This window comes from Desulfovibrio subterraneus (assembly GCF_013340285.1).
Classification (GTDB): Bacteria; Desulfobacterota; Desulfovibrionia; order Desulfovibrionales; family Desulfovibrionaceae; genus Halodesulfovibrio; species Halodesulfovibrio subterraneus.
Genome location: NZ_BLVO01000012.1, coordinates 537,145 through 563,253, shown reverse-complemented (window position 1 = coordinate 563,253; position 26,109 = coordinate 537,145). Strand labels below are relative to the sequence as shown.

Here is a 26,109-nt window from a genome sequence, read left to right as displayed (position 1 = left end):
CCTCCGAAATTCATTATCTATCTGCGGCAGGAGAACGTGCCGCCTCAACCCAAACACTGTCACCATCCACCTTTACCGACCGAACATACTTCAGTTCGCCCCTCCTGCTCAAATCCCCCAAAACAAGAGCCAGCCGGTTCAGGTTTGTGGTCCAGTCCTCGACCCCTATGCCAAGGGTCATGTCCGCATTCTCCAGAAACAGCTCCATCCCCCCACTTCTGCTGAGCCGAACCCATGCGGCGTTATTCACATCCAATGGCAGACTTGCCGTTTCCAGCGACCCCACCATGTCGGGCAGCAACCCGAACCAGGGCTCCATTCCCGGATCTACCGAGAGGAAAGGCAGCGATGTGAACTTGGCGGGCTCCACCTCGCAGATAATGTCTCCGCGACTGTCGAGATACACCACCTTGTCATCACGCCTTCCCCAGTAGCGGGGTACCCGTTCGCGCACCGTTATGTAGAAGCTGCCGGGCAGTTCACGCTTCACCGACACACCCGCGATCCAGGGATTGTCGAGCAGGCGGGCTTCCACCGCCCCCATGCGTACAGCCAGACTGTTCATTCCGGGGCTTATCTCGGCAAGCTTTTGAATTTCAGCGCTTCCGAGGCGAACATTTCCCGCCACCTGTACATCCTTCACGGCAAAGTATTCACTAACTGTGAAGAAACGGTATAAATAGAGCAATGCGACACTGAGAATAACAATAAACAGGAAAGAAGTAAACAGTGTAAGCACCCAAGGCCACAAATTAGGAAACTTTCTATTACTGGGCTTCCTGGTTTTTGACCTTGTGTACGTGTTGCCGGAGATACTTATCGGCGCACGCTTTTTTTTGATTGCAGCAACCCTGGCCATCAGATGATTCTTACTTCCAGTTCAAGGGAATATCCCGTTTCTTTCTTTACTTTTTCCTGCGCATTTGATAAAAGATACTTTGCTTCTTCACTTGTCCCATCACCTGTGTTGATGAGAAAATTAGCATGCATTTCAGAAAATGCCATGCCACCATATCTTTTTCCCTTAAATCCAAGACTGTCTAAAATCTTTCCTGCGCTTGCTTCTTGCGTAGGATTTTTGAATACACAACCGGCACTATAGGCTGTAACTGGTTGCGTTGCTTTTTTCTTTGCGTAGTTTGTCTGCATTACAGTGTGAATACAGTCCCTCGATCCGACTTCAAGACGGAATGTTGCGTCCAGAATGATAACGGGAGAAAGGGAAGCAGATACATCATCAGTCTCTTTCACTGAAAAATGTCTGTACGCGAAATGCAGTGCATCACGCATAAGAGTCCGCACACCATTCGCGACATCAAAAACCGTCGCACTCACCAGTCGCGAACCGGTTTCACACCCGTAGGACCCCGCATTCATTGCCACGGCACCACCAACGGTTCCGGGAATTCCTGCCAGCCCTTCCAGTCCCGTCAGACCTGACGAACACAGCCAGCCGAGCAATCGCGGCAGTCTGAATCCTGCTCCCACGCGTACAAGCACGCCGGATGCGTCTTCACCGACAACCTTCGGGGCATCCATGACTGCAGGATTGACCACGACAAAGGGCAATTCTCCGTCACTGGCCAGAATATTGCTGCCATAGCCAAGCACCAGAGGCGTACCGCCAAGGCGTTGCAATGTCTGCGGCAAGGCATCACAGTCACGGGCGCAACCGATGACCACTTCTGCCATGGCGGTACCGCCAAGCCGGAGTGTGGTGCGTTCCCTGAGACTGGGACCTTGCAGAAGAGCCAGCGACATACTGTTATTCTCCGTCCAGATACTTCTGGCCAACAGTCCAGATGTTGCCTGCGCCAAGCGTTATGAAGAGATCGCCTGGCTGCAGCACGTCCGGAAGTGCATCAGATACCGCCTGAAAATCCTGACAATACAGAACATCAGTATTGGAAACCTGCCGGATGCCCTGTGCCAGACTCTGACCGCTCACTCCGGGAATGGGCGCTTCAGATGCAGGATAAATTTCGGTAAGCAGAAGCTTGTCCACGCCTTCAAAGGCCTTGCAGAATTCACCGAACAGCGCCTGTGTGCGGCTGAACCGGTGCGGCTGGAAAGCAACCACAAGTCTGCGGTTGGGGAAACACTGCTTTGCGGTGCCGATGGTAGCGGCAACTTCGGCAGGATGGTGGCCGTAATCATCCACCACCAGCACACCGTTGCGCTCACCCTTGCGTTCGAAGCGGCGGCCCACACCGGTAAATCCGGAAAGGCCTTCAAGGCAGGCAGCTTCGGAAATTCCTGACTCAAGCGACACACCAATGGCACCCAGTGCGTTCAGGATGTTGTGACGACCGGGCTGGGAAAGATTCACCTCACCGATGTCACGTCCCTTCACGACAACGCGGAAACGGCTTGTCTCTGCGCAGGAAAGCACCTCGGCTCTGACTTCGTTCTCGCGTCCGAAGCCGTAGGTGATGACAGGGCGCTTCACTCTGGGCAGCAGCCTGCGGACACCGGGATCATCGCCGCACACAACGTTGGAACCATAGAAGGGAACGTTGTTCATGAACTGCACAAAGGCATCGTCAATAGCCTGCTGGTCGGCATAAAAGTCCATGTGGTCGCGGTCCACGTTGGTCACCACGGTCATGATGGGCAGCAGACAGAGGAAGGAACCGTCGGATTCATCCGCTTCCGCGATCAGGAATTGCCCTTCGCCCAGACGGGCATTGGTGCCGTATGCATTGAGGCGACCGCCGATAATGACGGTGGGGTCGGTCTGCGCGGCATCGAAAATGGCGGCGGTGAGCGATGTGGTGGTCGTCTTGCCGTGCGTCCCCGCTATCGCCAGACCGGTACGCAGGCGCATCAGTTCGGCAAGCATTTCGGCACGGGGGATGATGGGAATCTTCTTCTCACGTGCGGCAATGACCTCGGGGTTGTCGTCCTTCACGGCTGAGGAACGCACAAGTACCTGAGCATCTGTCACATTGTCGGCACCGTGGCCGATGTAGATTTCAGCACCCAGATTCTTCAGGCGACGCACCACGGGGCCGTCGGATATATCGGAGCCGGCCACTTCATAGCCGAGGTTGAGCAGAACTTCGGCTATGCCGCTCATGCCTGCCCCACCGATACCCACCATGTGAATCTTGCGAACCTTGATCATCTCGCACCTACTTCTTGTATTCATGCACCAGAGACGCCAGAGGCGCCTTGCGCGTTATATCGAGCAGCCCGCTTGCCACGTTGGAAGCGGCTTCGGGCCATCCCTGTCTGCGGGAAGCGCCCGCCATGGTTTTCAGGCGGGATGCATCGCAGATCAGTTCGGTAACCAGAGTTGAAATTTCCACGTAATCGGATGCACCTTCGGCCAGCTGGCGCTCTTCAACCACCAGAGCCGCGCCCTGCCGCTCAAGGTAGCGGGCGTTGTGCACCTGATGGTTGTGCGTGGCATGCGGAAAGGGAATGAACACGGCAGGCTTGCCCGCCACGGTCAGCTCCGCCACGGTGGTGGCTCCGGCACGGCACAGCACAAGGTCGGCCTGCGCATAGGCTGCTGCCATATCGTCGATGAACGGGGAGACAATGCAATCCTGCATGCCCGCTTCCGCATAGGCAGTGCGAACCCGTTCGAAATCGGCCTGCCCTGTCTGGTGCTGCACGGTTACACCGGCATCACGCAGTGCAGGCAGCATGGCGATAACCGCCGTATTCACGGCACGGGCACCAAGGCTGCCCCCCACCACGAGAAGACGGCGCGCACCCGTCGTGTTCATGGAATGATCACGCAGCGCCCTGATATCAGCGCGGACGGGGTTGCCCGTCAGCACTGTTTTGCGGGGCAGAAAATTTTCCGCCGGATCAGGCATGGAAATGAACACGCGGTCGGCCACCTTGGCGATGAGCTTGTTGGCAAGGCCGGGAACACTGTTCTGCTCGTGCACTGCCACCGGCTTTTCACGCAGCTTGGCGGCCATGCATGCGGCAAAGGCGGCATACCCGCCGAAGCCGATAACGGCATCGGGGTTGAACCTGCCGATAATGCCCATGGCACGCACCGTTGCAGCAGCAAGGCCGAACACGGCACCCACGGCGCGCACACCGCGGCCGAGCACTCCGCGCACGGGCAGGCCCACGAATTCGATTCCGGCCCGCGTGACAATGTCGCGCTCCGGCCCGTACTCGCCGCCTATGAACAGGAATTCGGCCTCGGGAAACCGCTTCCGAAGTTCCTCTGCCACGGCCAGCGCCGGGAAGATGTGTCCACCGGTTCCTCCGGTGGTGAATATCACGCGTTGCATATCCTACGCCGTCCCTTCAGACGTTCTTGAAAAATTGAGCAGCAGGCCCACACAGGCGAAAGTGGCCAGAAGGCTACTGCCGCCGTAGCTCATGAATGGCATGGCAACACCCTTGGGCGGTGCGGCCCCCATGACCACGGCAAGATTGAACACGGCACCGAGCGTGAGAATGAGCGCCAGCCCGAACGCGGTGAGGCGGTCACGCAGGTCTTCCTGCTTGTAGGCCACTCTGTAGGCGCGCCACAGGAACACGCCCATGATAATGAAAAACAGGGATACACCCACAAAGCCCAGTTCTTCGCCTACCACCGCCATGATGAAGTCGTTGTGCGGTTCGGGCAGGAAGAAAAGCTTCTGCTTGCTTGCGCCGAGTCCCTGCCCTGCTATACCGCCGGAACCCATGGCAAAGAGCGACTGCACGAGCTGATAGCCTGTATCCTGCGCATCCTTGAACGGGTCGAGAAAGGCGAGCATGCGGCGCGAGCGGTAGCTGGAACGCATGATGAGCAGCCACCCTGCTCCGCCTGCCAGTACTGCGGAAGCGACCAGATAGATAAGGCGCGTTCCGCCTACAAGACACATGAAGAACAACAACATGGCCATCATTGCGGCAGCGCCGAAGTCCGGCTGCTTGAGCAACAGCAGGCAGAAAAGGCCGGTTACGGCAAAGGGAGGTATGACCCCCTTGGAGAAGGTCTTTACCAGCTCCTGCTTGGCGCTGAAGAAATAGGCCAGATACAGCACCAGGGCGATCTTGGCGAATTCCATGGGCTGCACGGCAAAAAATCCAAACGATATCCATCGACTGGCACCGTTGATATTGGTGCCCACCGGAGTCAGCGTAAGAATGACCAGCACAAGCGCTATGCCGAGCGCCGGATACTGCAGCTGATAGAGAAGCTTGCGCGGCATGGAGGCAAGCGCCACCATGCCCAGCCCGCCAAGCCCTGCGAACAGCAACTGGCGTTTGAAGAAGAAGTACTTATCCGCATAGAACTTCTCGGCCATGATACCGCTGGCGCTCAGCACCATGGTCAGGCCGAAGGCGACAAGGCACACCGCCGAGGCGAGCAGTACCCAGTCCATGTTCCATGCGGTCTTCTTCAAAGGGGACATACTTCCTATTCTCCTGCCAACAGGCTGTAGATGCGGCGGAAGTCCTCACCGCGGGCCCGGTAGTTGGCGTACTGGTCAAAGCTGGACGTGGCGGGAGCAAGCAACATCACATCGCCTGCGGCAGCCTTATCCATGAGCCGTCTTGCGGCTTCTTCCATGGTCGTGTCGTAGGACATGGGCGCACAACCGGCCCATGCCTGTTCAAATTTCTCACGGCTGCTGCCATACAGTCCCACAGCCTTCACCTTGCTGCGCACGAGTCCGGCAAGGGTGGAGAGGTCTCCGCCCTTGTATACGCCGCCTGCAAGCAGCAGGATGGGAGCGTCAAAGGTTTCCAGCGCGGCGCGCACGGCGTCCACGGTGGTGGCCTTGGTGTCGTTCACAAAGGTCACGCCCCTGGCGACGCCCACGGTTTCCAGCGTGTGCTCGGCTGCGACAAATTCGCGCAGCGTGGCTGCCGCACTTTCTTCAGTCACGCCGAACACTGAACAGGCAAGGAAGGAGGCTTCCATATTCAGACGATTGTGCCGCCCCTTCAGCAGTGCATCGGGGAAGCGGGAAGAATCGTCGAAGAACCAGATTTCCGCCTTCACGTCGTGGCGGTACGGCAAATCCTCAAGACCGGGACCGAAAATGGCCTTGTCCTCAACGGTCTGACGGGCGAACAGGCGCATCTTGGCGTCCGTGTATTCGTCCATGTCCTTATGGTAGTCGAGATGGTCCACGGTGATATTGGTCAGCACGCCCACCTTGGGGCGCAGTGCCGAGCAGGTCTGCAACTGGAAGCTGGAGAGTTCCAGCACCAGCACATCGGCCTCGCCGCCTTCCAGCACGAAACGGCTGAGAGGGGTGCCTATGTTGCCGCCGAGAAACACCTTCTTGCCAGCATCTTCCAGCATCTTTGCACACAGGCGCACGGTGGTGGTCTTGCCGTTCGTGCCCGTCACCGCCAGCACGGGAATGTGCTGCACGCAGTGCCACGCGAGTTCGGTTTCCGCCATCACAAGCGCATCGGCAGGCAGATACTGCTGTATCTTGAGCACAGGAACACCGGGGCTGGGCACCACAAGCGACGCTCCGGCAAACTGCTCCACGGAGTGATCGCCAAAGGCGGTCTCAAAACCCAACTTTTCGATAACCTCACGAAATGCGGGTGTAACCTTGTCCGCGCTGCGGTCCACAATGCGCACCTGTGCGCCAAGGGCATGCAGCAGCTCTGCGGCAGCCATGCCGGTGCTTCCCACACCCACAACCACGGCCTTCATGCCTGTGGTAACGGGACTCTGCTGGCAGGATATCTTCATGACCATGAACCTAGCGGAGCTTGAGCACGCTGAGGGCGACGAGGCCCAGCAGTGCCGAGGTTATCCAGAACCGGATGATGACCTTGGACTCCGGTATTCCCTTCAATTCGAAATGATGATGCAGCGGGGCCATGCGGAAGATGCGCTTGCCGCCGGAAAACTTGAAATAGCCCACCTGCAGGATGACCGAGAGGGTTTCCACCACGAACAGGCCGCCAGCCACGAGCAGGATGAGTTCCTGCTTGCAGAGCACGGCAAGGAAGCCGAGCGTGCCGCCGAGCGAGAGGCTGCCCACATCGCCCATGAACACCTGTGCCGGATAGGCGTTGAACCAGAGAAAGCCCATGCCCGCGCCAATGAGCGCACCGCAGACAACGGTCACCTCACCCACGCCGGGTACGGCGGGTACCTGAAGGTAGGAGGAAATCTGCGCGTGACCGGCCACATAGATGAACACCGAAAAGACGATGCCCGCTATGATGGTGGGCCCTATGGCAAGGCCGTCCATGCCGTCGGTGAGGTTCACGCCGTTGGAGGCACCGACCATGACGAACATGGCAAACGGCAGATACAGCCAGCCAAGATCAGGGGTGATGTTCTTAAAGAACGGCACGGAGAGCTGCGTGGAATAGGCGGGGTCCTGCACCAGTACCCACATGACCACAGCGGTGATGGCCATTTGCCAGAGGAACTTTGCCTTGGCGGAAAGGCCCTTGTTACGCTTGCGGCGCAGCTTGGAAAAATCGTCGATAAAGCCCACAAGGCCGAACCCGGTGAACACGAACAGGGTGAGCCACACCCGCGTGTTTGTCAGGTCGCACCACAGCAGTGAGCTGGTGATCATGGTAAAACCTATGAGCAGGCCGCCCATGGTAGGCGTGCCGGCCTTGCCGCTGTGACAGGCCACTTCTTCCTGAATGTACTGACCGCACTTGATGCGCTGCAGCCACTTGATGAAGCGGGGGCCGAGCAAGATGGACAGCAGAAGTGCCGTAAGCAGCGCCCACACGGCACGGAAGGTGATGTACCGGAAGACGTTGAACAGGGGGAATTCATCGCTCAGGGGGTAAAGCAGATTATACAGCATCGCCTTCCTCCAACTTGCAGGGTTCTACGCAGAACGCTTCCACAAGCCGTTCGAGCTTGTTGCCGCGCGACCCTTTGAAAAGAACCAAACCGGCCCGCAGGCCCGTATCCATGAAACGGTTCACAAAATCCTCTGGAGTTTGAACAATCTGCATCTCGCCCGACCAGCCTGCTTCGGCCAGTCCGCGGCGAACCTCTTCCGCGTGGCCCCCGACCCAGAAAACCGCTTCAGGAGCAGCTTCCGCCATGTTCTTGCCGAGCTGGACGTGAGCAGAGACCGCTTCACCACCCAGTTCGCGCATTTCGCCCATGACCAGCATGAGCGGTCTTCCCCCCGCCATTTCCGATGCCGTTTCAAGCATGCGTGCGCTTGAAAGCGGATTGGCGTTATAACTGTCGTCAATGACCAGCCAGTTGCCGCGCTGCTGGCAGCAGAAGCGCTTTTCCGGCAGTCTGGCATCAGCAAAGCCCTTGATGATCTCTTCGGATTTGAGTCCGAGAATGTAGGCGGCTGCCGCTACGGCGACCACGTTCTCTGCAGCGAAGGCACCGCGGAACGGCGCAACGATCTCGAAGTCCCTGCCCTCCAGACGCACCTTGTAGCGGCCGTGAGTTTCGGATTCGGGTCCGGCATACTCGGCAAAGTAGGTCGCTTCAGGGTCCTTGACGCTGAACAGACGCACTTCGCGGAAATTTCTTCTGGCTTCGCGGACAAGGTCCGGATAGTCGCCGCTCACGAGTCCCACACCGCCCTTGGCGATGTAGTTGAGCATGCGGGCCTTGTAGTAGGCCACGCCCTTGTCGCCCAGACCCTGCGTGTGGCCGCTGCCCACATTCAGCACGATGGCGAGGTCGGGACGGAGCACACCGGCCAGTTCATCCATGTCATGCGGTTCGCTGATGCCTGCCTCCATGACCCAGAAGCGCTCTTCGCCGGTGGCGGCAAGCATGGATACGGGCAGGCCGATCTGGTTGTTCAGGTTCAGATGGTTGCGGGCGGTTTCGCCGCGCACGGAGAGCACCTGTGCCAGCACTTCCTTCACGGTGGTCTTGCCTGCGGTTCCGGTCACACCGACCACGGTGGCCGAGGTCTGCTGGCGGTGATACGCGGCCAGTCTGCCAAGTGCATCCACGGAGTTGCGAACCATGAGCAAAGGCACCCCGCCCTCTTCACATTCCATGGAGCACATCTCGTCCATGGAGAAGGGAGGACGCTCGGCAACCACTGCGCAGGCACCGTGCTCAACGGCAAGGCGTGCAAAGTTGTGCCCGTCGAAGCGCTCGCCGGAGATGCAGAAGAACAGTTCGCCCTTCTTCAGCACACGGCTGTCTGTCTGCACTCCCGTTGGGATCACGTCTCCCGCATCGCCGAGAAAACCGACAGCGCCCATGGCGTTCTGTATGGTGTTCAGAGTGAGTTTCACCCGAGCAGCTCCTTCAATACGGCCTGGTCGCTGAAAGGAAATTTCTGTGTACCGATGATCTGGTAGTCTTCATGCCCCTTGCCTGCCACGAGAATGCAGTCGCCGGGACGCGCTTCCGCCACGGCCAGCGCAATGCCCTTTCTGCGATCGGGGTCAATGAGCACGCGGGTGCAGCCGCCGAGTCCGGGCTTCACGTCTTCCAGAATGGCAACGGGATCTTCGGTGCGGGGGTTGTCGGAGGTCAGCACGGCCACATCGGTGTGGTGGCACACGGCCTCGCCCATCAGGGGACGCTTGCGACGGTCGCGGTCGCCGCCGCAGCCGAACACGGTGATGATGCGTTCAAACCCCACCCTGCGCAGGGCGGTAAGCACGTTTTCAAGGGCATCGGGGGTGTGGGCGTAGTCCACGAAGGCATGCACGCCCTTCGCGTTGGGAATGCGCTCCAGCCTGCCGGGAACGCCGTTGAAGCCTTCCAGCCCGCGCATGTCTTCGGCGCTCAGGCCGAGCGCGCGGCCCATGCCCTGCACGGCCAGCAGGTTGGAAGCGTTATGGTAACCGACCATCGGCGAAACCAGTTCCCAGCTCTCGCCGTCAAGGGTCATGCGAAGGTGCAGACCTTCAACGGTGCACGAAAGCACTTCGCCGCTGAGAATACGGCAGCCTTCAATCTTCACGTCATGCAGCGTGAAGCCGATGCCGTTGGGCAGTTCGGGCAGCAGGCGGCGGCCATAGGGATCATCCACGTTCACCACGCAGGCCTTGCCGGCCTTGGGAACCGAAGTGAAGAGACGGCGCTTGGCCTGAAAATAGGTTTCCATGTCGCCGTGGTAATCAAGGTGGTCCTGCGTCAGGTTGGTCAGGATGGCACCGGAATACTCGACTCCCGCCGTGCGGTTCTGGTCAAGCGCGTGCGAAGAGACTTCCATGAACACGCCATCCACGCCTGCCACGGCCATGCGGGCCAGAAGCGCGTGCACCTTGAGGCAGTCCGGAGTGGTCATCTTGGCTTCCAGCTCGGTGCCGGGCCAGCGGTAGCTCACGGTGCCGATGACACCGGCCCTGCGGCCAGCGGCATTGAAAAGATGCTCAAGCATGTAGGTCACGGTAGTTTTACCGTTGGTTCCGGTCACGCCCACCACGGGGAATGAAAGCTCTGTGGTGCTGAACTTGACGCCGGCCAGAATGCCCAGCGCGGTCTGCGGGTCCTCATGCAGCACAAAGCGGGCATCACCTGCATCTGCAGGCATGCTGCGCTCGCGGCACACAACATACGCCGCCCCTTTTTCAAGGGCATCGCAGATGAAGTCGCCGCCGTCCATGGATGCACCGGGCACTGCGACAAACGCGTCACCGGGCATAACCTTGCGCGAATCCGTGTGCAGAGAAACCAGACCGGTGCGGATCTGTTCCGCCAGCTGTTCCAACGTCATTACCTGTGTCATGCTAAGAGCGCTCCGAAAGCCAGAGAATGTAATTCTGCGAGCCTTCCCTGGGCCAGGGGGTTCCCGGCTGGGGGCTTTGTTTCTTCACAAAAAGTCCGTCACCCTTCACGGTGGGGATGATGCCCTTGCGGGCAAAAGCTTCTACGGCCCAGCGCAACGATCTGCCGCGCACGTCCGGCACTGCGGAATCGTCTGCCAGTGCGGTCTTCGAAACATCGCGGCGGATTTCCGATACCCCCGGCGTACGCTCATTCAGCTCCGGTTCACCCGCGACGGTGAATGTGCTGCCCGCTCCGGTATCCGGCAATGTTCCCATGTACGCCATGGAACGCATGGCTATCTGGCGGAACGCAGGCGCGGCGATGACGCTGCCGTAATGGTTCTTCTCGGGTTCATCCACCACAACCATGAGAATGTAGCGCGGGGATTCTGCCGGAATCAGGCCCACAAAAGAGCCGGTATATTTGTCACCGTAGCCGCCCTGGGGGCTGGCCTTCTGCGCGGTACCGGTCTTGCCGCCCACGCTGATGCCAGGAATGCGGGCCGCCCTGCCGGTGCCGTCGTCTTCAACCACGGAGCGCATCATGGAGAGCACGGTCTTTGCCGTTGCCTCGGAGAAAATGCGCTCGGTGGGGCCGTGCTCTGTGCTGTCTGCCAGAAGCCGCAGGGGCTTACGCACGCCGCCGTTGGCAAGGCACAGATAGGCCTGCGCCAGCTGCAGCATGGTGGCGGAAAAACCCTGACCGAATGCCGCGTTGGCAAGGTCCACTTCCTGCCAGCGGTTGGCAGGACGCAGAATGCCCAGACTTTCGCCCCGCACGGGCAGTCCGGTCTTTTCGCCGAAGCCCAGCCGGGTCAGATAGCTGTAGTAGGCGGAAGCACCCAGATCGAGGCCGATCTTGGCGGTTCCGATGTTGCTCGAATAACGCAGCACTTTTTCAACGGGCAGCCATTCATATTTATGCGTATCCTTGATGCGCACATTGTGAAGCTGCCACCGGCCATTCTCGCAGTAGTAGAGGCTGTCCGGCGTTATCTTGCCTTCTTCGAGTGCCGCGGCAATGAGGAAAGGCTTGATGGTAGAACCCATTTCCAGCGCGTCGGCAGCAACACGGTTGCGCCACTGGCTGGGGGAATACCGGTTGTAGACGTTGGGGTTGAACGAGGGAACCTGTGCCCAGGCCAGAATATCGCCTGTCTCCACGTCCACCATGAGCGCCCCGCCCCATGACGCCTCAAAGGAGGTCACTGCTTCCGCAAGTGCCTCCTCTGCAAAAAACTGTATCTGCGCATCCAGTGTGAGCCGGACATCAAGCCCGTCTATCGACGGGTCCCGTTCCGGACCATTAAGGTATAACCTTCGTCCGGCAGCATCGCGTTGAACCACATATTTCGAGTCCTGCCCCATGAGCTGCTCGTCCTGTGTAAGTTCAAGGCCCTCCAACCCTTGATCGTCCATCCCCACAAACCCCAGCAGCCTGCCCGCCAGTTGCCTGTTCGGGTAGATGCGGCTGTAATCCGTTGAAAGGTACACGCCGGGAAGCTTGGCATCCTTGATGGTTACGGCGGCGCGGTCGCTGATTTTGCGGGCTATCCATGTAAAACGGCGGCGTTCCTGAATCTTGGCCCGCACGGCTGAAACCGGCATTTCCAGTGCAGAAGCCAGAACCCGCGCAGTCTCACTGACATTCGTCATCTCGACGGGTCGGACAAACACGGACTTGCTCGCCACGCTACGGGCCAGAATCTGCCCGTTGCGGTCAAGAATGGAACCTCGGCGGCCCGTAACAAGTTCGGGGGCAAGGTGCTGGCGCGTGGCCTTGGCGGCAAACTCCGGTCCGCGATAAATCTGTACATAGAAGGCACGGCACCACAGAGAGATCCAGACCAGACAGAAGAAGGCACCCACAAAACCAAGACGGAACCGGCCCCAGTCGCGTCCGCTGACACGCTGATGGGCAGGTTTCTTTACCGCCTTGTTACGGGGGATTTTTGCCTTTCTTCCGAAAACCACGCCTGTACTCCTCAGATACTACTGTACGTCTTCCAATCGACGAATCTGGCCGGGAACAGCCGGTCGCATTCCGAACTCCTCCGCCTTGCGGCGCAGGCGGTATGGTGCGAGCAGGTTATCCCGCTCAAGTTCGAGCTTGGCTCCGTGTGCGGCGCTGTTGTCCAGCTCCACCTGCAGCTTCTGCAGGCCGTATGCTATATCCATCCGCTCGATGTTCAGCCACACCAGTGTCAGGCCGAGCACAAGGCTCGTCATCGCTGCGAGAATGGTTCCGAGTATCCAGCCGCTCATGCCATTGTTCATGACGGCCCCCTCTACAACTTTTCCGCCGCCCGAAGCTTGGCACTGGAAGAACGGCGGTTACGCGCCAGTTCTTCTTCGCCGGCCATGACGGGTTTCTTTGTCAAAATACGAACCTGTGCCGTGTGATGACACACGCACACCGGTATCTGCCGCGGACAGATGCATCCCTTGGCCTCGTCGGCAAAGGCATGCTTGACCAATCGGTCTTCAAGAGAATGGAAAGAAATGACGACCACTCTACCTCCGGGGCGGAGGCGGGGTATAATCGTTTCCAGAAAAGATTCAAGCTCGTCGAGTTCACCGTTCACCGCCATGCGCAGCGCCTGAAACGTGCGGGTGGCAGGATGGTTGCGGGCCTGCGCGCGCCACTTGGCCGGATAGGCCATCTCAACGATCTTTGCGAGTTCCAGAGTCGTTTCAATGGGAGCCTTGGCACGCGCATCGAGAATGGCGTTGGTAATACGCCCACCCATGGGTTCTTCGCCATACTTGCCGATGATCATGCGCAGCGTATCAGCGCTGGCCTTGTTCACTATGTGGCTTGCAGGGGGCGTGTCACCGTCGGGGTCCATACGCATGTCCAGAGGGCCGTCGGCATTAAAGCTGAAGCCACGCTCCGCCTGATCCAGCTGCATGGAGGAGACGCCGATATCAAGGAGAGCTCCATCAAGCAAGTCCCAACCGAGCTCATCGAGAACTTCTTCGTAGTCGCTGTATTTTGAATGGAAGAGATGAACGTTGTCGCCGAACCGCTCAAGGCGCTTGCGGGCACGCCCCAGCGTGGCCATATCGCGGTCAAGACCTACGAGCTGAGCCTTGCCCTGAGCAGCTTCCATGATGGCTTCACTGTGGCCGCCAAGACCCAGAGTACCGTCCAGATAATAACCGCCCGGTTTGGGTGCCAGATATTCCAGCACTTCATTGAGCAGCACGGGAACATGATCACTCCATTCTGCCCCGGAGCGACTTGATTCCTCGCCTTGTGTCACAGGCTTCCCTTCCTTGTAAGTATGACAGGCTAAATCGGGAAATCGATCCCGCTGTCGGCCAGTTCATCGGCCACGTCATCAAAGCTGTCTTCGGACATGAGCGCCTCGAACCGCGCCTTGTCCCAGATTTCGAACTTGCTGCCCTGCCCGATGATGACAACATCCTTGTCCAGTCCGGCATAGGCCATGTGATCCGCGGAAATACGGATGCGTCCCTGCTTGTCCAGAGCCATTTCCTCTGCGCCGCCTATGACCAGACGGCGGAAGTTCCGAACCTTGAGCGAAGGGGTCTTCAACTTCTGGAACTTCTGCTCGAACTCTTCCCAGTCCGGCAGAGGATAGCCGACCACACACCGGTCATACGTGGTGAGCACCAGCCTTCCCTCTTGCGAACGAGAAAGCAGAATGTCCCGTATTTCCGGGGTCAACATGAGCCTGCCCTTGGGGTCGAGGCTGCGGTGTGATCGTCCTCTGAACAACATAGCTCAACTTCCTACCACTTTTTACCACACTTTACCACTTTTTCTTTTATATAGTTGCAAGTGTCAAGTTCATAACCTTTTTTTATCTAGAATTTTTGTAGATTATCGAATATTCTCGGGACAAATACACTTGACAGAAAGTGGCAAATCACCAAGAGTTTCAGGTATGAGAACAAAAATTATCGCCACCATAGGTCCGGCGTCCAACTCGCCGGAAACCCTGACCAGGCTGATCCAGAATGGGGTGCGCATATTTCGCCTGAACTTCTCTCATGGTGATGCCTCCATGTTCACGGATCTTATCGCGCTCCTTCGCGCACTGGAGAAGGAGCACGGTGTCCCCCTCACCCTATTGCAGGACCTTTCGGGCCCCAAGATACGCATCGGGGAGCTCCGGGAGGGTACGATCACCCTGGATCAGCGCGACAGGGTGGTGCTGGGTCCCTCCGGATCGGAGATGGTGCGAGATTTGCCGTTCATTCCCTTTGACAACCCGCCCATCATGGAAACCCTTGAAGTGGGCGACAAGGTTGTGCTCAGCGACGGCGTTCTCCAGTTCGTGATTACGGAAAAGCTGCCCCTCGGGGCGTTCGAGATGGAATGTCAGAACAATGGCATTCTCACTTCCCGCAAGGGACTCGCCCTGCCCGGCAAGCCGGTACGCCTTCCGGCCATGACAGACAAGGACAAAAGAGACCTTCGCGACGGTCTTGCACTGGGTGTGGATGCCTGCGCTTTGTCCTATGTACAGACGCCGGAAGACATTCTCACCGCCAAAGCCATCATCAGGGAAGCGGGAAAAAATATTCCCGTGGTTGCCAAACTGGAACGGCAGAACGCCGTGGACAGGCTGGAAGACATACTTGAGGTGACCGATGTGGTCATGGTTGCACGCGGCGATCTCGGGGTGGAATGCCCCCTGCCCATGCTGCCCGCCATGCAGAAGCGCATCATCAGGGCCTGCAACAGGGCTGCCAAGCCCGTTATCGTGGCCACGCAGATGCTGCTTTCCATGGTCAACAACCCTGCGCCGACCCGTGCCGAAACCACGGACGTTGCCAACGCGGTGCTCGACGGCGCAGACTGCGTGATGCTTTCCGAAGAAACGGCCATGGGCAAATTCCCCGTGGAGACCGTTAGCTTCATGGTAGAGATCGCCAAACAGGCCGAAGAAATTCAGTTCGAGGCCCAGAAGGTGCGCCCCCCGGACGACGAAAAAGGAACGCCGGACTTCCTCGCCTACTCCGCCTGCCTGCTGGCAGAAAAGACGCAGGCCGATGCCATTGTCTCGCACTCAATGTCCGGCTCCTCGGCGCGACAGCTCTCTGCCCGCAGACCCCGGCAGATCATCTACGCCCTTACCCCTGATCCTGAAGCCCTGCGCGGACTCAATTTTTCATGGGGCGTAAAGCCTGAAGGCGTGAACAAGGCTCTTTCCGGCCACCTTGAACGGGCTGAATATTTTATCGAGACCTGTCCGCTTCTGCCCGAAGGGTCCAATGTCGTCATCACCGCAGGCCAGCCCAAGCCGGGGGCTAAGGCCAGAGGTACAAACCTGGTCAAAATATACCGCAAATAACATGTGTGCAGCCGGAAGCCTCATCCCTGACGCGATTCAGGAAGAATACTACCAGATAGCCTTGCCTATTCTGGAAAGCTTTCCCAAATACCGCCCTCCCGTGGACCTTTTCGAGTTCAAGGAGAACATTGCCCGGCTGCAACCTTACAGCAAAAAGGGTGCCCGCCTCACCAACGAACAGGTTGAGGCGGTGCATAATTTATGCGAAAGCGGCAACCTTTTCGTATCCCGGGCCGACCACCCTATCTACTCCAAGCACATCATCAAGCAGCTCGACCTTGTTCTGGTGGACCAGAACCTCAAACAGGGCGAAATCGCCGACGTGTTCATGCAGGCCCTCGCGCTGCGCGTAAACGAATTTGCCGAACAGCCGGTGATGCCCGTTTTCGAACAGCTGTATCAGGACGTCATGGTGTTCACGGAATTTCTCCAGCAGGACAGGCACCGCGCCAAACTCTTCATGCGGCGTCTGAACCGCGACCATTCGCTTGCAACCCACTCAGTGAACACACTGGTCATAGGGACGTGGCTGTTCTTTGCCTCACGCACCGAATATCGCAGGCGCGACCTCGACAAGGCTGCCCTTGCCCTGCTGCTGCACGACATAGGCATGTGCAAGGTACCCGCCTTCATCCTTGCCAAAACCACGCCCCTGAAGGTGGAAGAAAAGGACAAGCTGACACCGCACCCCCTTATCGGTGCCAAGATCATGCACAAGCTGGGCTTTGCGTTTGATGAAATGAAACAGGCCACTCTTGAGCATCACGAACGGCTGGACGGTTCCGGTTACCCCCAGAAAACCAAGGGAGAAGCCATCAGCCGCTTCGGCAGGCTGGTTGCGGTTGCAGATTCCTTTTCGGCCATGGTCTGCTCCCGCCCCTATGCTCCGGGCATGGAACCCGCCGAGGCCGCACGAAAGCTCGCCGAAGACAAGCGCCGTTATGATGAACGCTTCACCATGCTGCTCAACCACGCCTATCTGACGGATGCATTCCGTACTGCGCAATCTGCGCAGGCACAGACAGCCCAGCAGGAAAAAGCCCCGGCCGCTTCATAAAAAAACTCCGGCAACAGGCAGACCTGTCGCCGGAGCTTCGAAACTATCTGTGGCACGGGTGCCAAGTGCCAAATATCCAGCCAGAATCAGGGCAAACGCATAGTTGCCACCGACCAGACGCCGTACTGACTCCCTATCCTGTCCGATCCTATCCGATCCTATCCGTGACAAACGATCTGACCGCTGATCTCCTTGAAAATGTCAGCAATCATTATCACACCAAGAACACGCGGACCTTCCTTGACCACCGCGTAGCTGCGGCCCTTCTTCACGAAGTCCTCCAGCACCACGAGCAGAGGCTCATCGGGTGCCACCACAGTCGGGCTCGTATCCATGACATCCTTCACGGACGTGGAACCGGCAACCTTGCAGGCGTTCACATACATCTGCTCAAAACGGTTTTCGTCCAACCCGCGAAGCGCGTCGCCACGCAGCAGATTATCTTCCATGAAACGCACAGTGTCCCACATGGAAACAGCTCCCTTGAGGCGGCTGTTGTCATCCATCACAAGAGCGCACAGGCAGCCGCTGTCGCTGACAGCGTTCAGCTCGCGCATGGCATCGGCCAGCGAACTGGACTCCCTGAGCACGGGGAATTCCTCGCGAACTATATCCCAGGCGCGGGTACGTAACAGCATATGATTCTCCCTTGGGGACAGCACGGCCCCGCTAAAAGGTTACACGCTTACAATTCAATGTAACCAGTTGTCCTTGTTTGGTAAAGGGGACAACTGCAAAGGGCGACAAATCAATCGAAATCAGCCAGCAGCGCGCCCACGTGAATATTGCCGATAACCAGCTTGCGGTGCTGCTGGCGGAGCCGCCACAACGCCTGATGCAGTTCATCCACGGAAATGCCGTTGCGCACTGCGGTGTACGCTTCGATAAAGGCAGCCAGCGTATCGCAGGCCTTGAGCATGACACCATCCTTGGGGTCGAACTGGTCCTCGTTGTAATGGCTCTGCAACTGTTCGAAATTCAATTTCTTGATGCTGCCATCCACGACAATGGCCTCGTCGAACTCCGAACCGGTCTCCAGACCGAGGAAGTAGCCGAGACGCCACGCAAGGCGTTCGTATCCTTCTGCCCGCAAGGGGGCGAGCACCCGCCGTTCAAGTTCTTCCGCCTCATATTCCTTGATGAAGTCATCGAGCTTATCCACAGACTTCTTCACCGGCGAGATGATGTCGCGGGTCAGCAGTTCGGGCAGATCGTGAAACAGCCCGCAGAAGAAGTTGTTCTGCCTGCGCGCACCGCAGGCATCCTGCACGATGGAGAAAAAATAGCTGTAACAGGCCACAAGAAACATGTGCCCGATGACGGATGTTTCGGGAACACGGGGCGTCTGCGACCATCGCTTCTGAAACCGCAGCTGCCCGCACAGGTTGGCCAGCCGGCCGAGTACGTTGTCGGAACCGGAGAGCAGTTCCGGCACCCCCTTGAGGTAGGAATAAGCCTTGAGCCGCTCGTTGAACGAGGCATCTATTTCCGGAATTTCGTCATCGAACCCGTTCAGGTTCTTGAGCAGGTCGAATTCCCATTTACTGGCATACAGATGGGCGGCATCCAGAATTTCATCACCGAGCGTTTTCTTCCGGTTGGGCGCGAAATAGGCGACAAAGCGCTCCCAGAATTCGTTGCCCAGCGGCGCGAGCACCGGTTCAAGCTCTCCCTGCACCCAGCTTATGAGCTGGGCATAATGGGTGGGATTCTCGCGTATTCTATAGAATATGGGTGGCTTTATGTCTGTGATGACAAGACGGAAGAAGTAATCGAAAATACCCCCTTCCACGATGGTCTCGCCAAGCTTGATGCGCTCTCCCTGCAACCGGCCTTCCACATTGAGCTGGTAGAGCAGCCATGCCACGATCATCTTGTGTGCCTGCTTGTCCACCTCAAGCAATTCCATGGGGCGCAGCTTGTCGTTCCAGCGCTTCATGTAGGCTCCGGCAAAGGTGAACTGCAGCAGACTCTTGCGAATATTGGACATATGGCGCTCCCATTTTTTTTCAAAAAATCACTTGGCAAGGTAGGCTGTCGTAGTATAGAGATCAACAGTTTCCACGAGGGACTGACGTTTTTTTCCAGGGCCACGAGGCCTTGCCCCACCCGTTACCCGTCTGCTCCCGTCGTGCCGGTGACCGGTGCATGCTGCTGAATCCAACTCGGCAACTGCAACAGTGACCCTTACGCCATACTTTGACAAGTGGCGCAAGCCGGATGAACATGTTCTCCGGCGCACTGACGTAACACAGGACTTTGCTGCGCAAAGTTTTGTGCGGATGCTATTGACTATTGACAACGAACCTGAAACTCCCTATGAAGTTCACCTTTCGAGCTTCGCACTCAGGAGTATATAATTATGAAGACGTTCAGCCCCAAGCCTGAAGATATCAACCGCGAATGGTTCGTGGTAGATGCCGAAGATAAGATCCTCGGCCGCCTGGCTACTCAGATTGCTCACCGCCTGCGCGGCAAGCACAAGCCCGAATTCGCCCCCCATATGGATAACGGCGACTTCATCGTGGTTGTGAACTGCGAGAAGATCAAGGTTACCGGCAAAAAGATGTCCGACAAGAAGTACTACAGGTACACCGGCTACATGGGTGGCCTGCGTGAAACCAGCCTGTCCGACATGCTGGCCAAGAAGCCCGAAGAGGTTATCCGCAAGGCTGTTCAGGGCATGCTGCCCAAGAACCGTCTCGGCGCAGCCATGCTGAAGAAGCTCAAGATCTATGTCGGTCCTGAGCATCCCCATGTGGCACAGAATCCCCAGACTCTGGAAATCCAGGCTTAAGAGCTAGAGGCAGGAGAACAACATGTCCAACGAATTTAATTACGGCACCGGCAGAAGAAAGAACGCCACCGCTAGGACCCGCCTCTACGCTGGCTCGGGCCAGATCCTTGTGAACGGCCGTCCCTACGAAGACTACTTCCCGCGTAAGACCCTGCAGATGGTTGTGCGTCAGCCCCTTGAGCTGACCAAGAACCTCGGCAAGTTCGATATCAAGGTGAACGTTGCCGGCGGCGGTATGTCCGGTCAGGCTCAGGCTGTTCGCCATGGCATTTCCCGCGCTCTTCTGGAAGTTGACGCCGACCTGCGCGGCGCACTGAAGAAGGCCGGCTTCCTTACCCGCGACGCGCGTAAGAAGGAACGTAAGAAGTACGGTCAGCGCGCAGCTCGCGCACGTTTCCAGTACTCCAAGCGTTAATCGTTTTCCGCAGCCTGCTGCGGATACTCGACACATCGCACTTTACAGGCCCGCTTTTGCGGGCCTGTTTTGTTATGTGCCTCCGGGCAGGCAGGGTATGAAGTTGACACAACGCCCACGCAAAGGCACAACTACCCTGCTTGATGCAACATGATAATTCCAGAGGGATAGCTTTTCATGTCCGATACGCCGAACCTGAGACAACCTGTTGCCACCGACGAAGAATGTGTTTCCATCATCGGCATGGCGGGAGCGGGCAAAACCACTGTGGGCAAAACGCTTGCCGCCCAGTTGAGCTGGGCGTTCATTGATTCCGACCACATCATCGAGGCCCATTACGGCACCCGGCTGCAGGACGTGGCGGACAGCATGACCAAGGATGAGTTCCTTGATGTGGAAGGCTCCATAATAGGCCGCATAGGCGCACGCAGAACCGTTATTTCCACCGGCGGCAGCGTGGTATATCGTCAGCCCGCAGTGGACCATCTGAAGACGCTGGGACCGGTCATCTATCTGGATGTGAGCCTGCCGGTCATTCTGGAACGCATCAGCCGCAACCCTGAACGCGGCCTTGCCATTGCCCCGGGGCAGACCATCGAAGACCTGTATAACGAACGCAAGGCGCTGTACGAGGCTGCTGCCGACTTCACGGTATGCTGCGATGACCTTGCCCCCGACACCTGTGCCCAGACCATCCGGCACTGGCTGGAGGCGCGATAATGAAAAAGACCGCAAAGCGCGGCAAGGGCGTGGGCGTTTTCGCCCGTCTTGGCGATCTGTACGAGCGCATGTCTTCGGCCTACGGGGAAACCGCCGCAAAAGCCGGACTGAGCTGCGAAGGCTGCCAGCAGAACTGCTGCTACAGTTACTTTCAGCACCATACCTATATTGAATGGAGCTATCTGTGGCGGGGTATGAACGAGCTGCCGCAGGAACGCCGTGAAAGCTATCTGCAGCGGGCACATGAAGCCGTGCGCCAGTATCAGCACTCGCTTTCCATGGGGCTGCCGCCGAGCGTGATGTGTCCTCTCAATGATGACGGTTTGTGCGGCGTGTACAAGCACCGCCTGATGATCTGCCGCATGCACGGCACCCGCAACACCATGCTGCTGCCCAACGGCGACAGAAGAGTGTTTACAGGTTGCTACCGCTTTGTGGATAATGTTAAGGACATGCCAGACGAACTGGTGCCCGCTCTGGACAGAACCGAACTCTACAAGGAACTTGTGCAGCTTGAGATGGAGTTTGTGGGTGCCAAGCTGCGTGTTTTGCCGCGGGTGAACATGACCCTTGCGGAAATGCTTGTTCAGGGTCCGCCCATCATCAAATAAGAGACAGGAACGCTCCATGAAACGCGCCTTTATGCCGCTTGCCGCTGCCGTGATTCTGTTGGCGCTGCTGACGCTCTCCGGCTGCACCTACCTCAATGTGAGCCACCTCGACCGCCGCCCCTGGCTGACGGACACACCGCAGACCATTTCCATGAAGTTCTGGCGTTTCGAGTTTCACAACATGCCGCTCAAGCATGGTGTGGGCCTGCAGGGAACGGCCTATCCCAATACCGAGCTCTTCCCCGAATGGGCCCGCTATTATGACCAGCTTTCATTCACGGCATATCTCAGTGACAGCACGGGCAATGTTGTCGATTCCGCAGAGGTCGAAGTCCTGCCCCGCGCCCTTGGAGACGAGCGAGCCATTCCCTTCGAATTCCGCCTGAGCCCGGAAGAAACCCATGCCTCGCTCTATGTATCCTTCGGCTACCGCATGGTGCTGGCCGAAATGCCCTGGCGCCCTGAAAAAGAACAGGAAGGACGCATCCATCTGGCTCACGAAGGTGCGCTTACCCGCTGACCGCATAACGGCACACGCAGCTCCTCATAATTTTGCTGAATTTTCAAAGCTCCGCTTTATGCGGAGCTTTCTTTTTATGTTTCCTCCGGTGGAAAAACTGCTATGCTGAATCAATCGTTCATTCTTCCGGAGGTCTACATGCCATCCTACGCAGTCAGAACTTTTCTCAAATATTCCATGATATTCAGCGAGGGAAGCAGGGGAGATTCCGCATACCTGCTGCAGGAAGGCAGAGTGGAACTGTCCAAGGACGTGCATGGCAAGAAGAAGGTGCTGGCCATTCTCAACCCGGTGAACATGTTCGGCGAAATGTCTCTGATTCTGGACGACAAGCGGCGCACGGCCACAGCCGTTGCGCTGGACGATGTGCGGGCCGTGGAGCTGAAGCAGAAGCACTTCGACAGCTTTGTCAGAGAGTCCCCGCAGATCATGCAGACGCTCATTGACGTACTGGTACACAGGTTGCGCTCCAGCACGAAAAAATCCATGCATGTTCCCAGCCTGTTTCAGGGCGTCTGCAGAACCTTTGAACTCATGGCGCACAACGGAGTGCGGAAATGCGACTACATGCACACAATCATGTCGCTCAAAGAGGCCTTTGTCAGCCCGGAAGACAAGGTGCTGGACATCCTCTACAAGCTTGAACATCTGGGCATGATCGAACAGACGTATTCCCCCGATGGCGCTAAGTGCATCACCTTACTGCACCCTGACCACTTCACGGTAGAGGCGGCGCGCAGGGTTCAGGCCCATGCAAAGGGCGAGGAATTCTAACTGCAGCAATGAAAAACGCGCCATTACGGCGCGTCAGTATAATATCAACCTTTGGTAGTATCAGGAAGCAGGCTCTTTCCTGCTCTCCTCATCAATACAGTGTATGGCTGGATATCTGCCCCCCGGTAGCTCCAGCTCCGATATATCGGGATTCCGCGTATCCGTGAAAGACGGAATGTGAATCTGTCGGCCCATAATCTTTACAGCGATTCTATTGTACAACTACTTTACGACGTTTTTCCCACAGCGCCATAGACTTCATCTTCTTGCGCCGTTCACGCTGCAACGCCTTGCAAACGAGCGGCGTATTCTTCTTGAATCCCCACTTCTCGCGGTACTCGGCAGCATCAAGCCCGTGCAGCACAAGGTGCTTGCGGGTGAGTATCTTGAACGACTTGCCGCATTCGAGACAGGTTATGGATTTTTCCTTGATCGACTTCTTGGGATCAAGCTCGGGATCGACTTCAAACCCGACCTCTTCCGAACCATTGCTGATCTCACGAATATTATCAGCGAGCGTGCGTACCATTGAGGTGATTTCTTCTTCAGTCATTGTGCGCACACTGGCTTGCGCCTTCACAATTTCCAATGCCCCTTTCAAATAGTCGTCCACATCTTTCTCCGGATAAGCAGCTACAACGTTAATAGTCACCTAAAACAACCGAAGTTTGTTAAGCATCGCATGCACAATCATGCAATACTCGCTAACACTATGGCCTGAAGTGCTCATATCATCGGCACAGCATCCATTCTTCACTCAATTCTGACACAGGACACACTGTTCATGCAATATAAAAAAGTTTTCATGGCAGGCAAAATACACACTTGCAGCAAAATCATCAAACGTTTCTTCTTTATTTTGCAAACTACATGAAAATGCATAATCAGTATCTTACACATCAATAAAAAAGCGGCCCCCAAGGGGGGCCGCCATATTTCGGTAGTCTGATACCCATGCTCAGGCATGAGGTTCGCAGCATCCTGTTTCACGTCACAAATCCGCCGGGTACGGTCAAATCTCAGACGTGTCACATTATGCGATATACAAACTGCAATACGCTACAGTTTCTTTGCGAGCAGTTCGTTCACCAGGGCCGGATTGGCCTTGCCACGCGTCTTGCGCATGACCTGACCGACAAAGAAGCTCTGCAGCTTGGTCTTGCCGCCTCGGTATGCCTCCACCTCGGAGGGGTTTTCGGCGATAACCTCATCGACAGCCCGTTCGAGTTCGGATGTGTCGGAGATCTGCACCATGCCCTTCTCCTTCACATATGCCTCGGGAGATGCTCCGCTGGTGAAGAGATCGGGGAAGATATCGCTGCCGATCTTGTTGGAGATAAGCCCTTCCTCAATAATACGCACAAGCTCTGCCAGCATCTCGGGGCGGATGGGTGCCTCTTTCGCCGTCAGGTTGCGCTCATTGAGTTCCCGCTGGAACTGGCCCATCATGAAGTTGCTGATCTTCTTGGGGTTGTTGAATGCTGCAAGTGCCGCCTCAAAATAGTCGGCCATGTCCTTGTCCTGCGTCAGCACCTCAGCATCATACTCGGGCAGGCCCAGTCCGGCCGCAAAGCGGGCCTTGCGCTGCTCCGGCAGTTCCGGAAGTTCTTCACGCCATGCGGCGATCTGCTCATCCGACAGCATGATGGGGATGAGGTCCGGATCGGGAAAGTAGCGGTAATCGTGGGCTTCTTCCTTGCCGCGCATGGCAGCGGTGACGTTCTTCTCCGCATTATACAGACGGGTCTGCTGCACCACGGGTTCACCGTCGTCCAGCAGGTCCTGCTGGCGGGCAATTTCGTACTCAATCCCCTTCTGCACATGGCGGAAGGAGTTCATGTTCTTCAGCTCCACACGGATGCCGAACTCCTCCTGTCCCGCAGGACGCAGGGAAACGTTGGCGTCGCAGCGGAAACTGCCCTCTTCCATGTTCCCGTCGCAGATGCCCAGATAGAGCAGAATGGCGCGCAACGACTTGAGGTACGCCACGGCTTCTTCGGCGCTGCGCATATCAGGATCGGAAACGATCTCGATAAGCGGCACGCCGGTACGGTTCAGGTCCACGAAAGAGGCATTGTCCGCTGCGGAATGGATGGACTTGCCGGCATCGTTTTCGAGCTGGATGCGGGTAATACCCACTCTGCGGACATACTCACCCATATTCAGCTCAATATGACCGCCATGACAGATCGCCTCGCCCAGCTGGGAAATCTGGTAGCCGTTCGGGGAATCGGGATAGAAATAGTTTTTGCGCTCGAACACGGATCGGTTGCGCACCGTGCAGTTCATGGCCAGCCCCATTTTGGCGGCAAATTCCACGGCCCGCTTGTTCAGAACCGGCAGCACGCCGGGCATGCCGGAGCACACCTCGCACACGTTCTCGTTGGGGTCGTTGCCGAAACGGGTGGAGCAGGAACAGAACAGCTTGGAGTCGGTCTTCAACTGGGCATGCACTTCCAACCCGATGACAACTTCATACTTCGCCATGACAATCTCCTTGAAATCCATATCTTGCGGAACCCGGCAGTGGTCCGCCTGCGGCGGTCGGGACCGCCCTTCCCTTCTCTGCCTACGCGCCCTTGTAGAGCTGGGGGTTGAGCGAGGGATCGTTATACATCTTGAACTGGAAATACACCTTAGGCCGCTTCACGCCTGTACGGTAGTCGTCCAGCAGTTCGAGCACGGCACGGGCAAGGTCGGCACGCTGCTCCTGCAGCACGGCCAGCTTATCGCGGCAGGAGGCACGATGCGCCTCATCCACGTCGGTACGCTCGGTCTGCTCGCGCATGTGGAAAATCTTCAGGCTGAGAATGGAAAGCCTGTCCACCGACATGCCCAGCGACTCCGTATTGTGGCGCAGCATTGCTCCATCGGCAACCGGCGGCAGCATAGGAGCGATCATGCCCACGATGCAGGCATCCACCTTTTCCATAAAGTCGTTTCGGCGCTGGTTGAGCCCGTCAATGCGGTACTTGCAGTCCGCAATGACTTCGGGGCCCACGTCCTTGCGGCGGGCTATGTCTTCCACGTGCCAGAGCTTGAAGTTCATGAGGTGCTGTGCCAGAACCAGCCCCTTCAGGTTCTTCAGTTCCGCGCCTTCTTCCGCGCCGGTTGCATCTTCCGGTTCCGTCGCGTGCCAGTCAGCGGTGCTCTGCACCTGCGCCGCAAAACAACGTTCCAATTCTTTCGAAATATCTTCAAAACCGATCAT

Annotated in this window: 26 protein-coding genes; 8 read left to right on the top strand and 18 right to left on the bottom strand. The window is 57.4% G+C overall.

Annotation, left to right across the window (positions count from 1 at the left end; translation table 11 throughout):
* Positions 1-13: 13 nt before the first annotated feature.
* The 13 genes from HUV30_RS06430 to mraZ are packed head-to-tail and all read right to left on the bottom strand — an operon-like array spanning position 14 to position 14,425.
* Positions 14-859, bottom strand: a complete 846-nt coding sequence (locus HUV30_RS06430; protein ID WP_269890838.1) for a cell division protein FtsQ/DivIB — start codon at positions 857-859, stop codon at positions 14-16.
* Positions 859-1,761, bottom strand: a complete 903-nt coding sequence (gene murB / locus HUV30_RS06425; RefSeq protein WP_174404578.1) for a UDP-N-acetylmuramate dehydrogenase — start codon at positions 1,759-1,761, stop codon at positions 859-861. Before murB ends, HUV30_RS06430 begins: the two co-directional genes overlap by 1 nt.
* Before the next feature lie 4 nt (positions 1,762-1,765).
* Positions 1,766-3,127, bottom strand: a complete 1,362-nt coding sequence (murC, locus tag HUV30_RS06420; protein ID WP_174404577.1) for a UDP-N-acetylmuramate--L-alanine ligase — start codon at positions 3,125-3,127, stop codon at positions 1,766-1,768.
* A gap of 7 nt (positions 3,128-3,134) precedes the next feature.
* Positions 3,135-4,262 (bottom strand): undecaprenyldiphospho-muramoylpentapeptide beta-N-acetylglucosaminyltransferase, encoded by a 1,128-nt coding sequence (murG, locus tag HUV30_RS06415; protein ID WP_174404576.1) that lies wholly within the window; start codon positions 4,260-4,262, stop codon positions 3,135-3,137.
* A 3-nt stretch (positions 4,263-4,265) separates the two neighbouring features.
* Positions 4,266-5,378 (bottom strand): putative lipid II flippase FtsW, encoded by a 1,113-nt coding sequence (gene ftsW / locus HUV30_RS06410; protein ID WP_174404575.1) that lies wholly within the window; start codon positions 5,376-5,378, stop codon positions 4,266-4,268.
* Between the two features lie 5 nt (positions 5,379-5,383).
* Positions 5,384-6,676: a UDP-N-acetylmuramoyl-L-alanine--D-glutamate ligase gene (gene murD / locus HUV30_RS06405; RefSeq protein ID WP_373869327.1), complete on the bottom strand. Its 1,293-nt coding sequence runs from the start codon at positions 6,674-6,676 to the stop codon at positions 5,384-5,386.
* Between the two features lie 16 nt (positions 6,677-6,692).
* Positions 6,693-7,769 carry a phospho-N-acetylmuramoyl-pentapeptide-transferase gene (mraY, locus tag HUV30_RS06400; protein ID WP_174404573.1) on the bottom strand — a complete coding sequence of 359 codons (1,077 nt, stop codon included), beginning with the start codon at positions 7,767-7,769 and terminating at the stop codon, positions 6,693-6,695.
* Positions 7,759-9,192, bottom strand: coding sequence for a UDP-N-acetylmuramoyl-tripeptide--D-alanyl-D-alanine ligase (locus HUV30_RS06395; RefSeq protein ID WP_174404572.1), 1,434 nt, complete (start codon positions 9,190-9,192; stop codon positions 7,759-7,761). The genes mraY and HUV30_RS06395 overlap by 11 nt, the downstream gene beginning before the upstream one ends.
* Positions 9,189-10,637: a UDP-N-acetylmuramoyl-L-alanyl-D-glutamate--2,6-diaminopimelate ligase gene (locus HUV30_RS06390; protein WP_174404571.1), complete on the bottom strand. Its 1,449-nt coding sequence runs from the start codon at positions 10,635-10,637 to the stop codon at positions 9,189-9,191. Before HUV30_RS06390 ends, HUV30_RS06395 begins: the two co-directional genes overlap by 4 nt.
* Before the next feature lies 1 nt (position 10,638).
* Positions 10,639-12,651: a penicillin-binding transpeptidase domain-containing protein gene (locus HUV30_RS06385; protein WP_243452091.1), complete on the bottom strand. Its 2,013-nt coding sequence runs from the start codon at positions 12,649-12,651 to the stop codon at positions 10,639-10,641.
* An 18-nt stretch (positions 12,652-12,669) separates the two neighbouring features.
* On the bottom strand, positions 12,670-12,954 hold the full coding sequence (locus HUV30_RS06380) for a hypothetical protein (protein ID WP_174404570.1): 285 nt from the start codon (positions 12,952-12,954) through the stop codon (positions 12,670-12,672).
* An 11-nt stretch (positions 12,955-12,965) separates the two neighbouring features.
* Positions 12,966-13,943, bottom strand: coding sequence for a 16S rRNA (cytosine(1402)-N(4))-methyltransferase RsmH (rsmH, locus tag HUV30_RS06375; RefSeq protein WP_174404569.1), 978 nt, complete (start codon positions 13,941-13,943; stop codon positions 12,966-12,968).
* A gap of 29 nt (positions 13,944-13,972) precedes the next feature.
* Positions 13,973-14,425: a division/cell wall cluster transcriptional repressor MraZ gene (gene mraZ / locus HUV30_RS06370; protein ID WP_174404568.1), complete on the bottom strand. Its 453-nt coding sequence runs from the start codon at positions 14,423-14,425 to the stop codon at positions 13,973-13,975.
* A 166-nt stretch (positions 14,426-14,591) separates the two neighbouring features.
* On the opposite strand from mraZ, the gene pyk reads away from it, so the two are divergent.
* Both pyk and HUV30_RS06360 read left to right on the top strand, forming a co-directional pair.
* Complete coding sequence (pyk, locus tag HUV30_RS06365; RefSeq protein ID WP_174404567.1) at positions 14,592-16,004, top strand: pyruvate kinase; 1,413 nt, start codon at positions 14,592-14,594, stop codon at positions 16,002-16,004.
* 1 nt (position 16,005) lies between these two features.
* Complete coding sequence (locus tag HUV30_RS06360; RefSeq protein WP_174404566.1) at positions 16,006-17,061, top strand: HD-GYP domain-containing protein; 1,056 nt, start codon at positions 16,006-16,008, stop codon at positions 17,059-17,061.
* A gap of 158 nt (positions 17,062-17,219) precedes the next feature.
* On the opposite strand, the gene HUV30_RS06355 is transcribed toward HUV30_RS06360, so the two are convergent.
* Complete coding sequence (locus HUV30_RS06355; RefSeq protein ID WP_174404565.1) at positions 17,220-17,699, bottom strand: CBS domain-containing protein; 480 nt, start codon at positions 17,697-17,699, stop codon at positions 17,220-17,222.
* A gap of 110 nt (positions 17,700-17,809) precedes the next feature.
* Positions 17,810-19,051, bottom strand: coding sequence for an HD domain-containing protein (locus HUV30_RS06350; protein WP_174404564.1), 1,242 nt, complete (start codon positions 19,049-19,051; stop codon positions 17,810-17,812).
* Positions 19,052-19,423: 372 nt separating this feature from the next.
* Between HUV30_RS06350 and rplM the strand changes: the two genes are divergently transcribed.
* The 6 genes from rplM (at position 19,424) to HUV30_RS06320 (ending at position 22,898) form a co-directional block, all read left to right on the top strand.
* Entirely contained in the window at positions 19,424-19,858 is a 435-nt protein-coding gene (rplM, locus tag HUV30_RS06345) for a 50S ribosomal protein L13 (RefSeq protein ID WP_174404563.1), read from the top strand.
* Positions 19,859-19,880: 22 nt separating this feature from the next.
* Positions 19,881-20,273, top strand: coding sequence for a 30S ribosomal protein S9 (gene rpsI, locus HUV30_RS06340; RefSeq protein ID WP_174404562.1), 393 nt, complete (start codon positions 19,881-19,883; stop codon positions 20,271-20,273).
* Between the two features lie 177 nt (positions 20,274-20,450).
* Complete coding sequence (gene thrB / locus HUV30_RS06335; RefSeq protein WP_243452090.1) at positions 20,451-20,993, top strand: homoserine kinase; 543 nt, start codon at positions 20,451-20,453, stop codon at positions 20,991-20,993.
* Positions 20,993-21,604: a hypothetical protein gene (locus HUV30_RS06330; RefSeq protein ID WP_174404561.1), complete on the top strand. Its 612-nt coding sequence runs from the start codon at positions 20,993-20,995 to the stop codon at positions 21,602-21,604. Before thrB ends, HUV30_RS06330 begins: the two co-directional genes overlap by 1 nt.
* A 16-nt stretch (positions 21,605-21,620) precedes the next feature.
* Positions 21,621-22,124, top strand: a complete 504-nt coding sequence (locus tag HUV30_RS06325; protein WP_174404560.1) for a hypothetical protein — start codon at positions 21,621-21,623, stop codon at positions 22,122-22,124.
* Between the two features lie 138 nt (positions 22,125-22,262).
* Positions 22,263-22,898 (top strand): Crp/Fnr family transcriptional regulator, encoded by a 636-nt coding sequence (locus HUV30_RS06320; protein WP_174404559.1) that lies wholly within the window; start codon positions 22,263-22,265, stop codon positions 22,896-22,898.
* A gap of 211 nt (positions 22,899-23,109) precedes the next feature.
* On the opposite strand, the gene HUV30_RS06315 is transcribed toward HUV30_RS06320, so the two are convergent.
* The 3 genes from HUV30_RS06315 to HUV30_RS06305 form a co-directional block, all read right to left on the bottom strand.
* On the bottom strand, positions 23,110-23,511 hold the full coding sequence (locus HUV30_RS06315) for a Ros/MucR family transcriptional regulator (protein WP_174404558.1): 402 nt from the start codon (positions 23,509-23,511) through the stop codon (positions 23,110-23,112).
* A 446-nt stretch (positions 23,512-23,957) separates the two neighbouring features.
* Positions 23,958-25,385 carry an Asp-tRNA(Asn)/Glu-tRNA(Gln) amidotransferase subunit GatB gene (gatB, locus tag HUV30_RS06310; RefSeq protein WP_174404557.1) on the bottom strand — a complete coding sequence of 476 codons (1,428 nt, stop codon included), beginning with the start codon at positions 25,383-25,385 and terminating at the stop codon, positions 23,958-23,960.
* 82 nt (positions 25,386-25,467) lie between these two features.
* Complete coding sequence (locus HUV30_RS06305; RefSeq protein WP_174404556.1) at positions 25,468-26,109, bottom strand: DUF4254 domain-containing protein; 642 nt, start codon at positions 26,107-26,109, stop codon at positions 25,468-25,470.